General features: G+C 71.1%; 19 protein-coding genes. 10 read left to right on the top strand and 9 right to left on the bottom strand.

The features are described from left to right. Nucleotides 1-209 precede the first annotated feature (209 nt). Entirely contained in the window at nucleotides 210-1,430 is a 1,221-nt protein-coding gene (locus AB0H75_RS35975) for a hypothetical protein (RefSeq protein WP_367804116.1), read from the top strand. 531 nt (nucleotides 1,431-1,961) lie between these two features. Here the strand turns inward: AB0H75_RS35975 and AB0H75_RS35970 are convergent. From AB0H75_RS35970 to AB0H75_RS35960, 3 genes are all read right to left on the bottom strand, one after another. Next, entirely contained in the window at nucleotides 1,962-2,135 is a 174-nt protein-coding gene (locus AB0H75_RS35970; protein ID WP_367804115.1) for a hypothetical protein, read from the bottom strand. A 165-nt stretch (nucleotides 2,136-2,300) separates the two neighbouring features. After that, the gene (locus tag AB0H75_RS35965) at nucleotides 2,301-3,158 is read right to left on the bottom strand and encodes an ABC transporter ATP-binding protein (protein WP_367804114.1); all 858 of its coding nucleotides are present in this window, start codon (nucleotides 3,156-3,158) and stop codon (nucleotides 2,301-2,303) included. Further along, nucleotides 3,151-4,086, bottom strand: a complete 936-nt coding sequence (locus AB0H75_RS35960; protein ID WP_367804113.1) for an ABC transporter permease — start codon at nucleotides 4,084-4,086, stop codon at nucleotides 3,151-3,153. The genes AB0H75_RS35965 and AB0H75_RS35960 overlap by 8 nt, the downstream gene beginning before the upstream one ends. A gap of 606 nt (nucleotides 4,087-4,692) precedes the next feature. Between AB0H75_RS35960 and AB0H75_RS35955 the strand changes: the two genes are divergently transcribed. From AB0H75_RS35955 to AB0H75_RS35935, 5 genes are all read left to right on the top strand, one after another. After that, nucleotides 4,693-6,201: an ABC transporter substrate-binding protein gene (locus AB0H75_RS35955; protein ID WP_367804112.1), complete on the top strand. Its 1,509-nt coding sequence runs from the start codon at nucleotides 4,693-4,695 to the stop codon at nucleotides 6,199-6,201. A 124-nt stretch (nucleotides 6,202-6,325) separates the two neighbouring features. Next, the gene (locus tag AB0H75_RS35950) at nucleotides 6,326-7,270 is read left to right on the top strand and encodes an ABC transporter permease (RefSeq protein WP_367804111.1); all 945 of its coding nucleotides are present in this window, start codon (nucleotides 6,326-6,328) and stop codon (nucleotides 7,268-7,270) included. After that, nucleotides 7,263-8,207 (top strand): ABC transporter permease, encoded by a 945-nt coding sequence (locus AB0H75_RS35945; protein WP_367804110.1) that lies wholly within the window; start codon nucleotides 7,263-7,265, stop codon nucleotides 8,205-8,207. Before AB0H75_RS35950 ends, AB0H75_RS35945 begins: the two co-directional genes overlap by 8 nt. Nucleotides 8,208-8,223: 16 nt before the next feature. Beyond that, complete coding sequence (locus AB0H75_RS35940) at nucleotides 8,224-9,261, top strand: ABC transporter ATP-binding protein (protein WP_367804109.1); 1,038 nt, start codon at nucleotides 8,224-8,226, stop codon at nucleotides 9,259-9,261. Then, the gene (locus AB0H75_RS35935) at nucleotides 9,248-10,261 is read left to right on the top strand and encodes an ABC transporter ATP-binding protein (protein WP_367804108.1); all 1,014 of its coding nucleotides are present in this window, start codon (nucleotides 9,248-9,250) and stop codon (nucleotides 10,259-10,261) included. Before AB0H75_RS35940 ends, AB0H75_RS35935 begins: the two co-directional genes overlap by 14 nt. 45 nt (nucleotides 10,262-10,306) lie before the next feature. Here AB0H75_RS35935 and AB0H75_RS35930 read toward each other — a convergent pair whose 3' ends face one another. From AB0H75_RS35930 to AB0H75_RS35910, 5 genes are all read right to left on the bottom strand, one after another. Continuing rightward, complete coding sequence (locus AB0H75_RS35930) at nucleotides 10,307-11,500, bottom strand: lipid-transfer protein (protein WP_367804107.1); 1,194 nt, start codon at nucleotides 11,498-11,500, stop codon at nucleotides 10,307-10,309. Next, nucleotides 11,497-11,916: a Zn-ribbon domain-containing OB-fold protein gene (locus AB0H75_RS35925; protein ID WP_367804106.1), complete on the bottom strand. Its 420-nt coding sequence runs from the start codon at nucleotides 11,914-11,916 to the stop codon at nucleotides 11,497-11,499. Before AB0H75_RS35925 ends, AB0H75_RS35930 begins: the two co-directional genes overlap by 4 nt. A gap of 25 nt (nucleotides 11,917-11,941) precedes the next feature. Beyond that, nucleotides 11,942-13,111, bottom strand: coding sequence for a S8 family serine peptidase (locus tag AB0H75_RS35920; RefSeq protein WP_367804105.1), 1,170 nt, complete (start codon nucleotides 13,109-13,111; stop codon nucleotides 11,942-11,944). After that, a complete protein-coding gene (locus AB0H75_RS35915) occupies nucleotides 13,108-13,674 on the bottom strand; it encodes a hypothetical protein (RefSeq protein WP_367804104.1) in 567 nt (188 codons plus the stop codon). Before AB0H75_RS35915 ends, AB0H75_RS35920 begins: the two co-directional genes overlap by 4 nt. A gap of 146 nt (nucleotides 13,675-13,820) precedes the next feature. Continuing rightward, nucleotides 13,821-14,627 carry an S-adenosyl-l-methionine hydroxide adenosyltransferase family protein gene (locus AB0H75_RS35910; protein WP_367804103.1) on the bottom strand — a complete coding sequence of 269 codons (807 nt, stop codon included), beginning with the start codon at nucleotides 14,625-14,627 and terminating at the stop codon, nucleotides 13,821-13,823. Between the two features lie 116 nt (nucleotides 14,628-14,743). On the opposite strand from AB0H75_RS35910, the gene AB0H75_RS35905 reads away from it, so the two are divergent. Genes AB0H75_RS35905 through AB0H75_RS35895 form a run of 3 tightly spaced genes read left to right on the top strand, consistent with a single transcriptional unit; the run spans nucleotide 14,744 to nucleotide 16,470 of the window. Beyond that, complete coding sequence (locus AB0H75_RS35905) at nucleotides 14,744-15,043, top strand: DUF3263 domain-containing protein (protein ID WP_367804102.1); 300 nt, start codon at nucleotides 14,744-14,746, stop codon at nucleotides 15,041-15,043. 51 nt (nucleotides 15,044-15,094) lie between these two features. Then, nucleotides 15,095-15,850 carry a trehalose-phosphatase gene (gene otsB / locus AB0H75_RS35900; RefSeq protein WP_367804101.1) on the top strand — a complete coding sequence of 252 codons (756 nt, stop codon included), beginning with the start codon at nucleotides 15,095-15,097 and terminating at the stop codon, nucleotides 15,848-15,850. Nucleotides 15,851-15,888: 38 nt separating this feature from the next. Then, complete coding sequence (locus tag AB0H75_RS35895; RefSeq protein ID WP_367804100.1) at nucleotides 15,889-16,470, top strand: hypothetical protein; 582 nt, start codon at nucleotides 15,889-15,891, stop codon at nucleotides 16,468-16,470. 15 nt (nucleotides 16,471-16,485) lie between these two features. On the opposite strand, the gene AB0H75_RS35890 is transcribed toward AB0H75_RS35895, so the two are convergent. Further along, entirely contained in the window at nucleotides 16,486-17,910 is a 1,425-nt protein-coding gene (locus AB0H75_RS35890; protein ID WP_367804099.1) for a trehalose-6-phosphate synthase, read from the bottom strand. 31 nt (nucleotides 17,911-17,941) lie between these two features. On the opposite strand from AB0H75_RS35890, the gene AB0H75_RS35885 reads away from it, so the two are divergent. Beyond that, entirely contained in the window at nucleotides 17,942-18,496 is a 555-nt protein-coding gene (locus AB0H75_RS35885; protein ID WP_367804097.1) for an RNA polymerase sigma factor, read from the top strand. Nucleotides 18,497-18,549 lie beyond the last annotated feature (53 nt).

Here is an 18,549-nt window from a genome sequence, read left to right as displayed (position 1 = left end):
TACTCGGTAACCGGCCTGCAAACCCCTGTCACATGGGCATTCATGCGCCTGCGGGCGATCACGCCGGGTGATACAACTGCTGGCGTAGCTCAGCCGGGACGGCACGCTTCGTGTGGTGCCCATAGCGTGCGCGCCGCGGCATACGGGGGTTATCGATTCGCATTTCCACCGCATTCGAGAGCGATCGATCACGAGCCGGGAAGGCAATCATGAATCGAGTAGTCAAGGCGGCGGTAGCCGCTACAGCATTCGGTCTGGCGGCGGCTCTGGCCGTTCCCGCCCAGGCCGAAGTCCGATACGACACAGCCAGGCACGCGCCCGCGGACGGCCCGGGCGGGGGCACCAGCGTCGCAGGCAGTCCCCTCGGAGGTCTCCTGGGCGGCCTGGCCGGAGGCGGGCTGGGCGGCGGGCTCCTGGGCGGGTTGCTCGGAGGAGGCAAGGCCAAGTCGGGCGGCCAGGTGAGCCGCGAGCTGACCGAGGCCGAGAAGGACGCCCTCGCCGAGGGCAAGCAGAACGGCCCGAGGGGCTGGGCCGAGACGGCCAACTCCGCCGAGGACGCCACGAGGGCCGGCCGCCCGATCCCCGAGCTGTCGCCGATCCTCAGCGGGATCCCGCTCGGCGGGGGCGGCCTGACCGAGTCGCTGCCCCTGCTGTCGGGCGCGAGCCGCATGGCGAGCCCGGCGGCCACCACCGTCAAGCAGAGCAAGGGCCAGCCCACGGTCAAGGACACCGAGCACGGCCCGTTCCACATCGTCACCGGCCTGGTCAGGAACAGCCTGGGCGCGATGAGCAAGCTGCAGAGCAACGGCATGCTGGACGGCGCGGCCCTGCCCGGCGCGCAGACCGGCGACGCCGCCGGCGGGCTGCCGGTCGGCGGCATGCACGGCCTGTCGGACCAGACCGTCAGCGGCCTGACCGGCGGCCTGACCGGCGGCGGCCTGACGGGCGGCCTGACCGGCGGGGGCCTTCCGCTGGAGGGGCTCCTCGGCGGCGGCTCGCCCCTGGGCGGCCTCATCGGCGGCGGCTCGCCGCTGGGCGGGCTGGGCGGGCTGACCGGCGCCCCGGCCGGCGCCCCGGCCGGCGGCCTGGCCGCGCCCGCGCGCGGCTTCGACTCCCTGTCGAACGGCGCCGCGCGGCTGGGCCTGGCCCAGGCCGCCCTGCGGGCGCTGCCGTACAAGAACAAGAGCGAGCTGGCCCCGGCCATCGGCCAGGTCGCGCCGGCCGAGTCGGCCGCGATGGCCGAGGCGCTGCCCGCCACCGCCCGCAACATGACCGTCGAGGAGCTGGCCCCGCTCGCCGAGGACGCCGGCGCCCTCGTCCAGACCAACGGGACCAAGGCCGTCGGCGGCTACGCCGACGTGATGACCGCTCTCGGATGGACCACCGACGCGCTGACGAGCTCGGTGCGGGACACCTGGAATCGCGGCTGAACGAGCGCGATGGAGGCGGTGATGAGCGCGGCCGGCCGAGGGCCGGCATGGCGGTTCGCGGGCGTCCTAGGTGCCAACGCTCGGGAACCGGTTGTGCCGGCGGCGAGGCGGTCTCGTTCCACCCCCCAGTGGTCCCCTGACGGCGTGATATCCCCCGGGCCGGAGCCTCCGGCCGGGACGCCGTCGCACTGAAGCGGCAGCTTCTCGGGACGCCCTCAAGGTGCCGGGCTACCGAGGCGCTGGCGCGCGTGGGTTACGAGCCTCCCGCGGCAAGCGGGCGGTCTCAATGACGGGCTCGGGCGGACGCGCCCTGGCCCGGGCTCGGGCAACGCCGTTTTCTTGCAGGGCAACGGCGCCCCCGGGCCCCGCCGCCGACCCGATCCGGGTCGGCGGCACTTCTTTTTTCCGGGGCGCCTTCCGGTTTTCCCGGGGCCGCCTTCCGGCGCCCCGCGGCCTCCGTGGCGCCTGTTGCCGCTGTACGGCTCTGAGACGGTCGTGGAGCGGCTCGTCGCTTTTCCGGGTCTTCGGGGCTCAGGGCAGGCGGACGCCCGTGCGGCGGGCTATCTGCGCCTGCAGCCTGGCCATCTGCCAGTGCAGCTCGATGAGTTGCTCGGCGAGCTGCATCCGCGGGATCTCGGACACGTCCTCGGTGGCCAGGTGGTCGATCGCGGCCGAAAGCTCGCCCATCGCGCGCCCCCACTCCATCACCGGTCCTCGGCTCGAATTGACGTTCGAATCCTAGCGGAACGCGCGGCCCGGTGTCAGTCTTCAGCCCCTCGCGCCGCGGGCGTTTCGCGCCCGGCGGGAAGCGGGGGCGCACACGCGAGAGCGCCGCGCCCGGCGGTGGGCGCGGCGCTCGCGGGCGGAGGGTCAGCCCTTGTTGTAGGCGGCGATGACTTCCTTGGGGTCGCCGTCCATGCGGATCTTGCCCTTGTGCAGCCAGATGACCCGGTTGCAGGTCTCCTCGATGACGCGCAGGTCGTGGGCGACGAGGAAGACCGTGCCGGCCGACTCGCGGATCTGCCGGATGCGCTCCTCGCTCTTCTTGCGGAACTCGCGGTCGCCGGTGGCGAGGGCCTCGTCGATGAGCAGGACGTCGTGGGTCTTGGCCGAGGAGATGGCGAAGCGCAGGCGGGCGCCCATGCCGGAGGAGTAGGTGGACATCGGGAGCTGCACGAACTCGTCGATGCCGGAGAAGTCGACGATCTCCTGGTATTTCTCCCGGACCTCGGCCGGGGACATGCCCATGGCGTAGCAGCCGAGCACGATGTTGCGCTCGCCGGTCAGCTCGCGCATGAGGGCCGCGTTGACGCCCAGCAGCGAGGGCTGGCCGTCGGTGTAGACGGCGCCCTTGTGCGGGGGCAGCAGGCCCGCGATGGCGCGCAGCAGGGTGGACTTGCCCGAGCCGTTGCGGCCCACGATGCCGATGGCGTCGCCGTGGTAGGCCACGAACGTCACGCCCTTGACCGCGTGGACCTCCTTCATCTGCGGGCGGCCCTGGCGCTTGATCAGGCGCGTGAGGGCGTTGACCGCGTTGCCCTTCTCGGCGTCGGAGGCCGCGCCGTAGACGCGGTAGACGATGTGGAGGTCGTCGACGATGACGGTCGGCGTGCCCGTGGGGACGTCGAGGGGGGATTTGCCCGTGGTCTTGGGGCGCGCCTTGGCGCCCTCGCCGGGGACGGCGGGCTCGTCGCCCTTCACTTGCTGCAGCTCCTTGGTCTCAGCCACGCCCGTACCTCTCCTCGGCCCGCCAGAAGTACCAGAAGCCGAATCCGAGAGCGAACACCGCCCAGAATACGCAAGACATCCACACCATTGTCGGCGGGTGCTGGCCGTACTGTGGATTGTGGCTCTTGATCAGGATCTCCCGCATCCACTCGATGTAGGAGGCCGCGGGGTTGAGGTACATCACGTCGGCCACCCACTGGGGCAGCCCGGCGGAGCCGACGACCTTGGCCTGGATCGAGAAGAAGACGCCCGAGGCGTACAGCCAGGTGCGCGTGATGAACGGCAGGAGCTGGTTGAGATCGCGCATCGAGGCGCCCAGACGGGCCACGACGAGCCCGGCCCCGATGTTGAACATCGTCTGCAGGAGCAGCACCACCGGGATCATGAGCCAGAACCAGGTGGGGAACTCCTGCGTGGCGACCACGAGCACGAGGAGCACGCTCATCGAGATGGCGAGCTGCTGCAACTCCTGGATCGTGTACGCCAGCGGCAGCGAGGCGCGGGGGAAGTGCAGGGCCCGGATCATCGACAGGTTGCCGGAGATCGACTTGGCGCCCGCGGTGACCGTGCGCTGCGTGTAGGTGAAGACGAACATCCCGGTCAGCAGGAAGGCCGGGTAGTTCTGGATGTTCTTGCTGCCGCCCAGGATGATGCCGAACATCACGAAGTAGATCGCGGCGTTGAGCAGGGGTGTCAGCACCTGCCACAGCTGGCCCAGGGTCGAGTTGGAGTACTTCGAGACGTTGCGCGAGGTCGCGTACGTCAGGATGAAGTGTCGCCGCTCCCACAGCTGGCGCATGTAGACAGGGAACCTCGGCCGCGCGATGGCACGGCGAAGCCCGTATCTCTTGGCGAGCTTGGCCAGCGGCTCCTGCCCGCTCCGGCCGCCCGCCTGGGCGTCCGCGACAGCGGATTCCGGCTGGCTCATGGCAAGGACTCTATTGGATCCAGGTCGATGGGGTGCCTGTCGCGCGGAACGGCGACAGACAGTTGGACGGTGTCTCGGAGACGTTGGGTTCCAAGGCGTCGTCAAGACCTGCTCAACCGTAGCCCAGGCGGGCGGGCCACAGCGGCTCGGACGCGCCCACTCTCCGATAGGGGGTATTTTTCATCGTCTGTTCACGTCCTGGTCGAACCGGTACCTGGGGGTTTGTACGATTTACTCCAGATCGGGCTCAATGTCTGTGACGCTGGATAGGCGTACGTGTGACCGAACTGCAACGCGCCAGAGACTCCCTGGTGGCAAGTAGTGAGGGATAGTCGCGATCGACTGGCAGGGCGTACAGCTGGCTTGACATTGTCGGCCAAACCCGGGGGGATACCAGGACCTCCCCGTGAGGCTGCTCACGAACACGCAGCTCAGCGCTGCACGCCCACTGTAGAGGGAGGAATTTTCTTTACCATGCGTGTTACTAAGGGCGCACAGATCGTCGCCGGTACCGCGCTGCTCGCCCTCGCGGTTGCCGCGTGTGGCGGCGGTGCCACGGAAAACGGCGGCACTGCCGCGGGCGGCGGCGCCGATACGCCGGTCCGCATGGAGCTCGGTGAGCCTCAGGAGCTGCTGGTTCCGTCCAACACCACCGAGTCCGAGGGCTCCGAGGTCCTCGCGGCCGTGTTCGACCCCCTCGTCACCTACGACGAGAACAAGAACCCCGTCGAGGCCGCCGCCGAGTCGATCACGACCGAGGACCAGAAGGTCTGGACGATCAAGCTCAAGTCCGGGTACACCTGGCACAACGGCGAACCCGTCGTGGCCCAGAACTACGTGGACGCCTGGAACTACGCCGCCAACCAGGAGAACGCCCAGAGCGCCGGCTACTTCTTCGGCCGCGTGGACGGCTTCGCCGACCTCAACCCGGGCGAGGGCAAGCAGGTCACCGCCAAGGGCATGAAGGGCCTGGAGGTCGTGGACGACACGACGTTCAAGGTCACCCTGACGGCGCCGTTCTCCCAGTTCAAGACCATGCTCGGTTACACCGCGTTCTACCCGCTGCCCAAGGCCGCCTTCGGCTCCGACGGCAAGGTGACGCAGCAGTTCGGCGAGCAGCCCATCGGCCAGGGCCTGTTCAAGGTCGACAAGCCCTACAAGAAGGGCACCGACCAGAGCATCGAGCTGTCCGTGTACGACAAGTTCCCGGGCAAGAAGCCGAGCAACTGGACCAAGCTGCAGTTCAAGCTCTACACCGACTCCGACGTCGCCTTCAACGACCTGATGGCCGACAACCTGGACATCCACGACTCGCTCGGCCCGGCGGCGATCGCCCAGGCCAAGTCCTCCCTCGGCGAGCGTTACCAGGACCAGCCGGACGCCGGCGTCGGCTACATCGGCGTGCCGCTGAAGTACAACGCCGACTTCAACAAGGTGGACGTCCGCAAGGCCATCTCGATGGCCATCGACCGGAAGACCATCGCCGAGACCGTCTTCTCCGGCACCCGCTCCCCGGCCGACGACTTCATCAACCCGGCCATCGCGGGCTACCGCCAGGGCGCGTGCAAGGCCTGCACGTACAACCCGGCCGAGGCCAAGAAGCTGTACGAAGCCGCGGGCGGCCCCAAGACGCTGGAGATCGGCTACAACGCCGACGGCCCGCACAAGGAGTGGATCGAGGCCGTCGCGAACAACCTCCGCGCCAACCTGGGCATCGAGGCCACCGCCAAGCCGTTCGAGAAGTTCGCCAGCATCCTGGACGAGCTGAAGGCCAAGAAGTACAAGGGCCTGTTCCGCATGGGCTGGGCCATCGACTACCCGTCGGCCGAGAACTACCTGACGCCCATCTTCAGCAAGGGCGCCATCGCGACCGGCTCGAACTACGGCGGCTACGAGAACGACAAGTTCGACGCCCTGATCGCCCAGGGCGACCAGGCCTCGTCGGTCGAGGAGGGCCTGAAGTTCTACCAGCAGGCCGACGACATCCTCAATGCGGAACTGCCGTACATCCCGGTGTACTTCTACCGGAACAACTCCGGCTACTCCACGAAGGTCAAGAATGTCCACATCAACCTGAACAACCAGGTCGAGTGGGCTGACGTCGAGAAGGCTTGACGTTGTTCCCGGGGGCGGGCGCGGACGCCGCGCCCGCCCCTGCAGGGGTAAGCGAGGAGGCGGCTCCCCGGCCGTACCCATAGGGTCGAGGGAGTGGCCTTCTCGCCATGTACGGGAGGCTTAAATGGGCCGTTACATCATCAGACGTCTGCTCCAGTCGATCCCCGTGTTGCTGGGTGCCACCCTGCTCATCTTCGCCATCGTCTTCGCGCTGCCCGGCGACCCCATCGCGGCGCTGGCGGGCGAGAAGCGGGCACTACCCAACATCGTCGCGATCCTTCGTGAGCAGTACCATCTCAATGATCCGCTGTTGCTCCAGTACTGGTACTACATCAGCGGCATCCTCTTCCGCGGCGACTTCGGCTCCACCTTCGCCGACATCCCCGTGACGCAGATCATCGCGGGGAAGATCCAGGTCACCATCAACCTGGCGATCACCGCGCTGATCATCGAGGCCGCCATCGGCGTGGGTCTGGGCCTGTGGGCGGCGCTGAAGCGCGGCAAGGCCATCGACACCATGATCCTCGCCTCGACGCTGCTGCTGATCTCGGTGCCGACCCTGGTGTCCGGATTCATCCTGCAGTTCATCCTCGGCGTGAAGCTCAAGCAGTGGACCGGGCTCGACGTCTTCCCGATCGCGGGCATCTCCGAGGGCTTCCGCAGCTACCTGCTGCCGGGCTTCGTGCTCGCCGGCGTGTCGATCGCGTACCTGACCCGGCTGACCAGGACCAGCCTGGCCGAGACGCTGCGCGCCGACTTCATCAGGACGGCCACCGCGAAGGGCCTGCCCCGGCGGCGGGTCGTCGGCCGGCACGCCCTGCGCAACGCGCTGATCCCGCTCATCACGTTCCTGGGCGCCGACCTCGGCAGCCTCATGGGCGGAGCGATCATCACCGAGAGAATCTTCAACCTGCCGGGCATCGGCAACCAGCTCTACATGTCGGTGTACCTCAGGGAGCAACCGGTGGTGGTCGGTATCGTGACCATGCTGGTCCTGGTGTACATCCTGGCCAACCTGGTCGTGGACGTGTTGTACGCAGTGCTCGACCCGAGGATCCGTTATGAGTGACTTCCGACCGGACGGGCCTGTCCTCGCACCCGAGGAGACCCCCGTACAGCAGCCGCAGAAGAAGGAGAAGGCGGCCAGGCCGGCCAGCCTGTGGTCCGACGCCTGGCACGACCTGCGGCGGCGGCCCATCTTCATCCTCTCGCTGATCATCATCGCGGTGCTGTTGCTGATGGCCCTGTGGCCGTCGCTGTTCAGCTCGGTCGACCCGTTCAACGCCAGGACGTGCGAGCTGGCCACGGCCCGCCAGGGGCCCAGCGCCGGTCACCCGTTCGGCCGCGACAACCTGGGCTGCGACCTGTACGCCCGCACCATCTACGGGGCGGCCAACTCGCTGATCATCGGCATCAGCACCACGGTGTTCGCCGCGATCATCGGCGGGCTCATGGGCCTGATCGCCGGCTACTTCGGCGGCGCCGTGGACAGCGTGGCCTCGCGCATCACCGAGATCTTCTTCGCCATCCCCAGCGTCCTCGGCGCGCTGCTCATCGGCTCGACCTTCCGTGACCAGGGGCTGGGCATCTGGCTGGTGGTCGCGGCGCTGACCGTGCTGGGCTGGCCGATGACGTTCCGGATCATGCGGGCGGCGGTCATCACCGCCAAGTCCCAGGACTACGTGGTCGCCGCCAGGGCGCTCGGCGCGGGGCCGGCCCGGATCATGTTCAGGCACCTGCTGCCCAACGCGCTCGCCCCCGTGATCGTCGTGGCGACGATCAACCTGGGCGGGTTCATCGCGGCCGAGGCCGCGCTGTCGTACCTGGGCGTGGGCGTGCAGCCGCCGGAGATCTCGTGGGGTCTCATGATCGCCGACGCGCAGCGCCGCTTCCTGGAGGCGCCGTTGCCGCTGATCTTCCCGGCGGTCTTCCTGAGCATCACGGTGCTCGCGTTCATCATGCTGGGCGACGCCGTGCGCGACGCGCTCGACCCGAAGCTCAGGTAGAAGGGGGGAGCGAACAGTGAGTAAGACGACGTCAGCGGACGTGTTGCCGGTCGAGGGAGGACTCGGCAACGAACCGCTGCTCGCGGTGGACAACCTGCACGTGGAGTTCCACACCAGGGCGGGGGTCGTACGCGCCGTCAACGGCGTGAGCTACACGGTCAACCCCGGTGAGACGCTGGCGGTGCTGGGCGAGTCGGGCTCGGGCAAGTCGGTGACCGCGCAGGCGATCATGGGCATCCTGGACATGCCGCCCGCGCACATCCCCAAGGGGGAGATCCGCTTCAAGGGCACCGACGTGCTCAAGCTGTCGGAGGAGGCCCGCACCCAGGTGCGCGGCCAGCGCATCGCCATGATCTTCCAGGACGCGCTCTCCGCGCTCAACCCGGTCTTCACCGTGGGCTGGCAGATCAGCGAGATGTTCCGGGTGCACCGGGGCATGTCCAAGGGCGAGGCCATGAAGAAGGCCGTCGAGCTGATGGACCGCGTCCGCATCCCGGCGGCCAGGCAGCGCGTCAACGACTACCCGCACCAGTTCTCCGGCGGCATGCGGCAGCGCATCATGATCGCGATGTCGATCGCGCTCGACCCCGAGGTGCTCATCGCCGACGAGCCGACCACGGCGCTCGACGTGACCGTCCAGGCGCAGATCATGGAGCTGCTGGCCGAGCTGCAGCGCGAGAGCCAGATGGGCCTCATCCTGATCACCCACGACCTGGGCGTCGTGGCGGACGTGGCCGACAAGATCGCCGTCATGTACGCCGGGCGCATCGTCGAGAACGCCCCCGTCCACGACATCTACCGGGCGCCCGCCCACCCGTACACCAAGGGCCTGCTGGACTCGATCCCCAGGGTCGATCTCAAGGGCCAGGACCTGTACGCGATCAAGGGCCTGCCGCCCAACCTGCTCGAACTGCCGACCGGCTGCGCGTTCAACCCCCGGTGCCCCTACCGGCAGGGCAACTGCGTGACCGACGTCCCCCCGCTGTATCAGATCAGCGGCACGCGCGGCAGCGCCTGCCACTACTGGAGGGAGGTCCTCGATGGCGATCGGTGACAAGATCCTGGAAGTGCGCGACCTGGTCAAGCACTTCCCGCTGACCCAGGGCATCCTCTTGAAGCGGCAGATCGGCGCGATCAAGGCCGTGGACGGCGTCTCGTTCGACCTGCACAAGGGCGAGACGCTGGGCATCGTGGGCGAGTCGGGCTGCGGCAAGTCCACGCTGGCCAAGGTGCTGATGGCGCTGGAGCGGCCGACGTCCGGCTCGGTGGTGATCAACGGCCAGGACATCGGCCGGGCCAAGGGCGCCGACCTCAAGCGCATGCGGCGCAACATCCAGATGGTCATGCAGGACCCGTACACCTCGCTGAACCCCCGGATGACCGTGGGCGACATCATCGGGGAGCCGTACGAGATCCACACCGAGGTGGCGCCCAAGGGCGACCGGCGCAAGAAGGTGCAGGAGCTGCTGGACGTGGTCGGCCTCAACCCCGACCACATCAACCGCTACCCGCACCAGTTCTCCGGCGGCCAGCGGCAGCGCATCGGCATCGCCCGCGGGCTGGCGCTCCAGCCCGAGATCATCGTGTGCGACGAGCCGGTGTCCGCGCTCGACGTGTCGATCCAGGCGCAGGTGATCAACCTGCTGGAGCGGCTGCAGAACGAGTTCGGGCTGGCCTACATCTTCATCGCGCACGACCTGTCCGTGGTGCGGCACATCTCCGACCGGGTCGGGGTGATGTACCTGGGCAAGTTCGTGGAGCTCGGCAAGGACGTCGAGATCTACGACCGGCCCGCGCACCCGTACACGCAGGCGCTGCTGTCGGCCGTGCCGGTGCCGGACCCGGAGGGGCGCGAGCAGCGGGAGCGGATCATCCTTCAGGGCGACCCGCCCTCGCCGGCCAACCCGCCGTCGGGGTGCCGGTTCCGTACGCGGTGCTGGAAGGCGCAGGAGATCTGCGCCGAGGAGGAGCCGCTGCTGCAGATCCGGCCGGGGACCACCCACGAGAGCGCCTGCCACTTCGCGGAGACGCACGACGTGGTGCACGTCGGCTGATCGGATCGTGGAAAGGGCCCTCCGGAGTCGTCCGGGGGGCCTTTCTCATCGGGTGACGACGATCGCGCTGCCGTGGCCGAAGAGCCCCTGGTTGGCCGCCAGCCCGGCCTTGGCCCCCGGGACCTGGCGGGGGCCCGCCCGGCCGCGCAACTGGTCGGCCAGCTCGCAGAGCTGGGCGATGGCCTGGGCGGGGATCGCCTCGCCGAACGAGGCCAGGCCCCCCGAGGGGTTGACCGGGACGCGGCCGCCCAGCGCGGTGACGCCGTCGCGCAGCAGCTTGCCGGCCTCGCCGGGCGGGCACAGGCCGATGTCCTCCACCCAGTCCAGCTCCATCGCCGTGGACAGGTCGTAGACCTCGGCCAGGGACAGCTCCGCCGGGCCGAGCCCGGCCTCCTCGTAGGCGGCGTGCGCGACGGCCGCGCGGAAGGGCCGCTCGGGCGGCGGGACGGCGGCGCAGGAGTCGGTGGCGAAGTCGGGCAGCTCCAGGAGCGTGCCGGGGAAGGTGGGGGTGACGGTCGAGACGGCGGCCAGGCGCACCAGGTCCCCGGCGGGGGCGTGGCGGCGGGCGTACGAGCGCGAGGCCAGCACCACGGCCGCGCCGCCGTCGGAGGTGGCGCAGATGTCCATCAGGCGCAGCGGGTCGGCCACCACCGGCGAGGCCAGCACCTCCTCCGTGGTGACGGCCCCGCGGTAGCGGGCCATCGGGTTGAGCGCGCCGGCGCGGGCGTTCTTGACCTTGACGGCGGCGAAGTCGTACGGGGTCGAGCCGTGCAGGGCCATGCGGCGGCGCGCGTACAGGCCGAAGTAGGCCGGGTTGGTGGCGCCGAGCAGGCGGAAGCGCAGCCAGTCGGGGTCGTCGGGGCGCTCGCCGCCCACCGGCTTGAAGAAGCCCTTCGGAGCCGAGTCGGCCCCGACGACCAGGGCGACGTCGCACAGCCCCGCCAGGATCCTGGTGCGGGCGAGGTCCACGGCCTGGGCGCCGGAGGCGCAGGCGGCGTAGCAGGAGGCGATCCTGGCGCCGGTCCAGCCGAGCGCCCTGGCGTAGGAGGCGCCGGCGACGAAGCCCGGGTAGCCGTTCCTGATGGTGTCGGCGCCGACGAGGTACTGGACGTCGGGCCAGGTGAGGCCGGCGTCCTGGAGCGCCGCGCGGGCGGCGGCGAGGCCGTACTCCAGGAAGGGGCGGCCCTGCTTGCCCCAGGGGTGCATGCCGGTGCCCAGCACCACGACGTCGCCGCTCACGAGGCCCGCCTCCACATCCACACCAGCGGCCCGTCGGCGAGCGGCCCCGCGGTGAGCTCCAGCTCCATGCCGACCTCCAGCTCGTCCACGGTCAGGCCGGCGACCTGGCCGAGCACCACGATGCCGCCGCCCTCCGCGCGCGGCCCGTCGAGCTCCACGGCCGCCAGCGTGACCGGCACGTACGGCCGCGCCGCCACGTAGGGCGCGGGCGGCGGGTACGCGGCGTTCGTGTACGACCAGACGCGCCCCCGCCGGGGCAGCCGGACGGCCTCCGTGCCGCCGCCCGCGCACCAGGGGTTGGGACAGGACCCGGGCCGGGGCGGGAAGCAGACGGTGCCGCACCCCGCGCACCGGGTGCCGAGCAGCACGGCCCCGTCGCCCTCCACGGCGAACCAGCCCTCGATCGCGTACGCCATGGCCGGAGTATCGCACAAGCGCTTGCTAGGGTGAATCCCCGCCGCGCCCCTTCCGCCGCCAGTGCGCCACCACCATCCGCACCGACAGGAACACCAGCAGCCCCACCATGCCCGCGACCACCGCCGTCCGGCCGGCGGGAGCGGGCGCGCCGGGCCCCGGCCCGAAGTACGGGCCCGGCCGGGCGGGCGGGGCGGCGGGCGCGCCGAGCCGGGCGGCCACGCGCAGCGCCAGCGGGGCGTCGGCCACCCCGTGCCCGTAGGAGCGGTCGTAGCCGCCCGGGGGACGCCTCCTGGTGCCCCGCTCGACGGCCGTGCGCACGTCGTGCGGCGAAAGGCCGGGGAAGGCCGACCTGACCAGGGCCACGATGCCCGCCACCAGGGCCGCGGCCGAGCTGGTGCCGTCGCCCACCACGTACGAGCGGGCCCCGTCGGCGGTGACGATCTCCGTGCCGGGCGCGACGACCGACAGGTAGTCCTGCCGGTTGGAGAAGCGGGCCACCCGGAACCGCCGGTCCACCGCGCCCACGGCGATCACCCCGGGGTAGGCGGCGGGGAAGTTCTTGCGGTTGACGGTGTCGCCGTCGTTGCCCGAGGAGGCCACCAGCACCGCGCCCCTGCCGAGCGCGTACTGGACGGCCTCCTCCTCGGCCGCCGAGCCCTCCCACGCCCCGCTGCCGCCGCCCAGCGACATGCTGATGACGCCGGCGCCGTGGTCGGCGGCGTACCGGATGCCCCGGGCGAGGGAGTCGCGCCCGTCGGGGGGCTGCCGGGCGCGCAGCGGGTCGCCGCTCTCCAGGGTGACCCTGATGGACAGGATCCTGGCGGCGGGGGCGACGCCGATGACGCCGTACAGGCGGCCGGGGCCGTGCCCGCGCCCGGCGATCAGGCCGGCCATCGCGGTGCCGTGGTGGCCCCACTGCCCGGAGCCCGGCGCGGCGCCGGTCAGGTCGGGGCCCTGGACGACGGCGCCCGCCAGGTCGGGGTGGCGGGCGTTGACGCCGGTGTCGAGCACGGCGACCAGCACGCCCTCGCCCCTGCTGTGCCGCCACGCCTCGGGCAGCCGCAGCGCGCCGAGCTGCCACTGCCCGGCGCGGGCGGACGCGCCGACGTCGTCGGCGGCGCCGCGGGCCGGGAGCACGAGCACGAGCACGAGCACGCAGGCGGCGGCCAGGAGGGCGGCGAAGAGGCGGCTCATCGGGTGAGCGCCCCCCGCAGGGTGGCCGCGAGCTGGAGCGCGATCTCGCGCAGCCGGGGCTCGGCCACCTCGCCCCGCCGGTACGGGCGGCCGTCGGCGTACCCGGCGGCCACCCCCACCAGGTAGGGCTCGCGGGAGCCGAGCAGCACCCCGGTGACGTACTGCCGCCGCCCGAACCGCGCGGCCGCCCCGCCGGGGAAGGCCACGGGGCGCACGGTGGGCGGCCGCGGCACGCTGCTCATGGCGGTGCTCCTGACGGCGCTCGTGGCGGGCCGGTCGAGCACGGCGATCCCGGCGGTGGCGACGTAGGTGCGGGTGCTGTCGGTGTAGGTGGCGCGCAGCGCGGTGCGGCAGGCGGCGGCCACCGCGCCGCGGTGGAAGGCGGCCGGGCAGGACGTCTCGGGGGCGATGCCGAGCAGCACGTACGTGACCCGCGCCCCGGACGGGCTGACCCCCGCGATCGCGGCGGGGAAGACCCGCTCGACCGGCCAGGTGTGCCAGCGCTCTGACACGGAGGGCTGGGGCGCCGGCCAGAGCGCGGCCACGAGGGCGAGGAGCAGCACAGCGGAGAGGTGGTACACGGCGGGTCTCGAGCGGGGAAGGAGGGACGCTCGACTTGACCGGCATTCTGACACGCGGCCACCGGTTCGATCCGACGCTTCGGTAAACAGTCCGATACGTGGAGTGATTCTGATTTGTGGCTTTGATGCTAATGCGTGGGCGAAAGTCGGACATGCGCACCCGGGGGCAGCCCCAGCCGCTGCGCCGCGTCGCCGCTGTTGACCGCGATCGCCACCAGCCCGGCCGAGTCCGCGAAGGCCACCAGCTCGCCCGGCGGCACCGCCGCGTACGTCTCGCGGTAGGGCAGCGAGAGCCGCCGCCGCCCGAGCCACACCCCCAGCGTGTCGCCGACCTCGACGCCGAGCGCCCGCAGGTCGCCGGCCGCGATCGACAACTGCGTGTTGCCGTAGCGGTCCACCGAGACCACCTCGCCCTCCACCGAGCCGTCGCGTAGCTGCGAGGTCGGCTCCGGCAGCGTCACCAGCCGGTCCAGCGGCACGGCGGGGCCCAGCTCGGCCGGGTCCAGGCCGCCCCAGAGCCGCCCCGCGACCGGCGCGAACACGTCACGACCCGGGAAGGTGGGCGACACCGGGTGCAGGAAGTGGGCCTCGTTGCGGATCTCGTACGCCGACCGGGCCCCGCCGCTGGCGCGCACCGCCCACGACAGCAGCCCGTTGTCCGGGCCGACGAACACCCGGCCGCCCGCCTCCACGGCCACCGCGCGCCGGCCGCCCCCGGTGCCGGGGTCCACCGCGCCGACGTGGACGCCGCGCGGCAGGTACGGGACGGTCTGGGCGAGGATCGCCGCGCCGCGCCGCACGTCCCCCGGCGGGACCAGGTGACACACGTCGATCACGCGGGCCTGCGGGGCGATCCCGGCGATCACCCCGTGGCAGGCGGCCACGTAGCCGTCTTCGAGTCCGTAGTCGGTGAGGAGCGTGATGACGGAGGTCACACTTCGTGACTGTACGTCCCCCGATCCGCCATGAACAGCCGCACTTCGCCCATTACGATGGGCCACGGGCCGCGTGCGTGCGACGAGAGCGCCCACGCCCCCAAGAGGAGGACACCATGGGAGCACCGCTCAACGGTGACAGCGCTGCCCAAGAGCCACCCCGACAGCCACTCACGGAACGCGACATCGAGCTCCTCGCCTTCGAGCGCCAGTGGTGGCGCTACGCGGGCGCGAAGGAGCAGGCCATCAAGGAGACCTTCGGGTTCTCCGCCACGCGCTACTACCAGGTGCTCGGTGAGTTGATCGACAGGCCGGAGGCGCTGGAGCACGATCCCATGCTGGTCAAGCGGCTGCGCCGGTTGCGCGCCACCCGCCAGCGTGACCGGGCGGCCAGACGGTTCGGCATGCGCCCCTGATCGGCTGGGTAAGGCAGCCGCGTGGCGAACATCCCTGGAATTGAAGCAATCTTGAAGGACCCCGCGGGGGCCGTGATCGGGCTCGACTTCGACGGAACCCTGGCGCCCATCGTGCCCGATCCGGCCGCCGCCGCGATCCATCCCGAGGCTCCCGCCGTCCTGGCCGAGCTCGGCGCGCACGTCCTGGCCGTGGCCATCGTGACGGGACGGCCGCCGGCCACCGCGCTGGAGCTGGGGCCGGGGCTGGCCGACGTGCCCGGGCTGGTCATCCTGGGCCACTACGGTTTCGAGCGCTGGGAGAACGGCCGGATCTCCGCGCCGCCACCGCCGCCCGGCGTGCCCCGGGTGCGGGCCGAGCTGCCGCTGCTGCTCGACTCGCTCGGCCTCCAGGACGTCGCGGTCGAGGACAAGGGCCGGGCCGTCGCGGTGCACACCCGCCGCAGCGCCGACCCCGAGGGCGCGCTGGCCGCGCTGCGCGAGCCGCTGGCCCGGCTCGCCGGGCAGCACGGGCTGGTGGTCGAGCCGGGCCGCCTGGTGCTGGAGCTGCGGCCGCCGGGCATGGACAAGGGCCACGCGCTCGGCATGTTCCTGGCCGAGCGGGACGCCCGGTCGGTGCTGTTCGTCGGCGACGACCTGGGAGACCTCGCGGCCTTCGACGCGGTGCGGGCCTCCGGCCTGCCCGGCGCGACCGTGTGCAGCGGCTCGGCGGAGGTGACCGCGCTGGCCGAGCAGGCCGACATCGTGGTGGACGGGCCGGACGGGGTGGTGGCGCTGCTCGCCGAGCTTGCGTCCGCTTTCAACCGTTGATGAGTGGTTTGCAAGTCGCGATCCCTAGAGTCGGGCGCATGTTCAAGCGTTCCCTCGCCGTCGCGGCCGCCGCCGCGGCCACCGTCCTGACCGCCGCCCTCCCCGCGCAGGCCGCCACCGCGCCCGCCCAGGCGCTCAAGCTGCGGGCCGGCCTGACCCTCTACATCCCCATCCGGTGGGTCGTCCACCGTTTCGGCGCCGACAACGTGCAGGTGGTGACCGGTAAGTGCGGCAAGCCGAAGGGCTGGGGCACGCCGGAGTGCGACGCCTTCTACATCCTCGGCCCGTCGTACATCAAGCGCGGGGCGGAGGGCTTCGGCCCCTACACGGGCAAGAACCCGTTCTACACGGCGAGCGACGTGCAGCCCTGCCCGTACGAGGACAAGTGGGGCGAGTCCATCGGCTCCAAGGTCACGCGCGGCCTGCGCCAGGTCGGGCCCGGCCACAAGGCCGCCTACAACGCCTGGAAGGCCACCTGCGTCACCTACGACCGCGGCACGACCAAGGGCCACTTCACCCAGCGCGAGTGGTATCTGCCGAAGAGCAAGATCCTCGTCGTCGACCAGTGGAACACGCCCGGCCTGGCCGACACGCTCAAGCACGCCGACTGGTCACGCTAGCGCCACGCCGACTGGTCACGCTAGCGCGTCGAGCTGGGCGGCGAGCCACTTCTGGGGTGGCAGGGCGGTGGCCGCGGCGCGCAGCTTGTCGCGCCGCGTCCGCCGCTCGTCCTCCGGCATGACCAGCGCCCGGTGCAGGGCGGTGGCCGTGCCGCTGATGTCGTAGGGGTTGACCACGAGCGCGTGCGGGCCCAGCTCGGCCGCGGCGCCCGCCTCCCTGGAGAGCACCAGCGCGCAGCGCGGCGACAGCACCGGGCCCTCCTTGGCCACCAGGTTCATGCCGTCGCGGATCGGGTTGACCAGCAGCACGTCGGCCATGCGGTAGGCGGCCAGCGAGCGCGGGTAGTCGTCGTTGACGTTGAGTATGAGCGGGTCCCAGTCCTCGGTGGCGAACTCGTCCTCGATCTCCTGGGCGCAGCGCTGCACCGAGGCGGTGTACTCGCGGTATTCGGGCAGGTCGTGCCGGCTGGGGTAGGCGAAGGCCAGGTGCACCACGCGGCCGTGCCACTCGGGATGGGCCGCCAGGAACTCGCCGTAGGCCGCCAGGCCGCGCACGATGTTCTTCGACAGCTCGGTGCGGTCGATGCGGACGATGAGGCTGCGGTCGCCGACCTGCTCCCTGATCGCCGCCATGTGCGACTCGACGTCGGGCTCGCGGGCCCGCTCCCACAGCGCCGCGCCGTCCACCCCCAGGCTGTGGACGCCGATCCGGGTGGTGCGGCCCTCGTAGGTGACGCTGCGGGCGGCGCGGTCCACCTCGGCGCCGAGCAGCGCCTCGCAGCAGTCCATGAACGCCGCCGCCCACCTCCCGGCCAGGAACCCGGCGTGGTCGGCGCCCAGGATGCCCTCCAGGACCTCGCCGGCCACCTCGTCGGGCAGCAGGGAGAAGTATTCGGGGGGCGCCCAGGGGGTGTGGCTGAAGTGGGCGATGCGCAGGTCGGGCCGCTCGGCCCGGAGCATGGCGGGAGTCAGCGTCAGGTGGTAGTCCTGGACCATCACCCGCGCGCCGTGCCCGGCCTCCTCGGCCAGGGCGAGCGCGAAGGCGCCGTTGTAGTCGCGGTAGGAGTCCCATTCGCGGCCGAAGCGGCCGCCGAAGTTGGGCGCGTTGGGGATGTCGTAGAGCAGGTGGTTGACGAACCACAGGGTGGAGTTGGCCACGGCGTTGTAGGCGCGGTGGAAGGTGGCCGCGGGGATGTCGAGCATGCGCAGCGGGCCCGTGTCGTAGCCGCCCTGGTCGAGCCGGCCGCCGGGGGAGGCGCGCACGGCGCTGCGGTCGTCGTCGGACAGCGCGGCGCAGACCCACAGCACGCCGTCCTTCTTGGCCACGCCGGACAGCCCGCTCACCAGGCCGCCCCCGCCGCGCCTCATGATGAGAACGCCGTCGTCGGAGACGGTGAAGGAGACCGGCCCTCTGTTGGAGGCCACCAGGACGCTGTTCATCGAAGCTCCCTTCGATCATAGGATCCCAGCTATGGCGCTTGATGAGCTAACCGAGGAACTCGCCCGATCCGCCGCAGCCGGAGATCATCGCGCGCTCGGCGAGCTGCTGGCCAGGATCGAGCCCGACGTGATGCGCCACTGCTCCCGGATCCTGCCCTATCACCAGGACGCGGAGGAGGCCTCACAGGACACCCTGCTGGCCGTGGCCCGCAACATCGGCCGCTTCGAGGGCCGCGCCAGGTTCAGCACCTGGCTGCACATCGTGACGGCCAACTGCGCGCGCACCACCTACCGGTCGCTGAAGCGCAGGGCCGCCGAGCAGACCTCCGAGGAGCTGCCGATGCAGAAGCCCGACGTGCGGCGGGTCAGCGTGATCGCCGGCTCCCGGCTCGACCTGCTCGACGCGATGGAGGCGCTGGAGGCCGACAAGCCCGACCTGGCGCAGGCGCTGGTGCTGCGCGACATCGTGCAGCTCGACTACAACGAGGTGGCCGAGCAGCTCGGCATCCCCCTGGGCACCGCGAAGTCGCGCATCCACCAGGCCCGCAAGTACGTCCAGGCGGTGCTGGGTGACGACTATCGCTGAGACGGGTTGTCCCACATGTTGAGACGGGTGGTAATTTCGGACAGTTGATTGGG

Origin of the sequence: Nonomuraea sp. NPDC050783 (genome assembly GCF_040802095.1) — a bacterium.
Classification (GTDB): domain Bacteria; phylum Actinomycetota; class Actinomycetes; order Streptosporangiales; family Streptosporangiaceae; genus Nonomuraea.
This window is presented reverse-complemented; position numbering and strand designations above follow the sequence as displayed.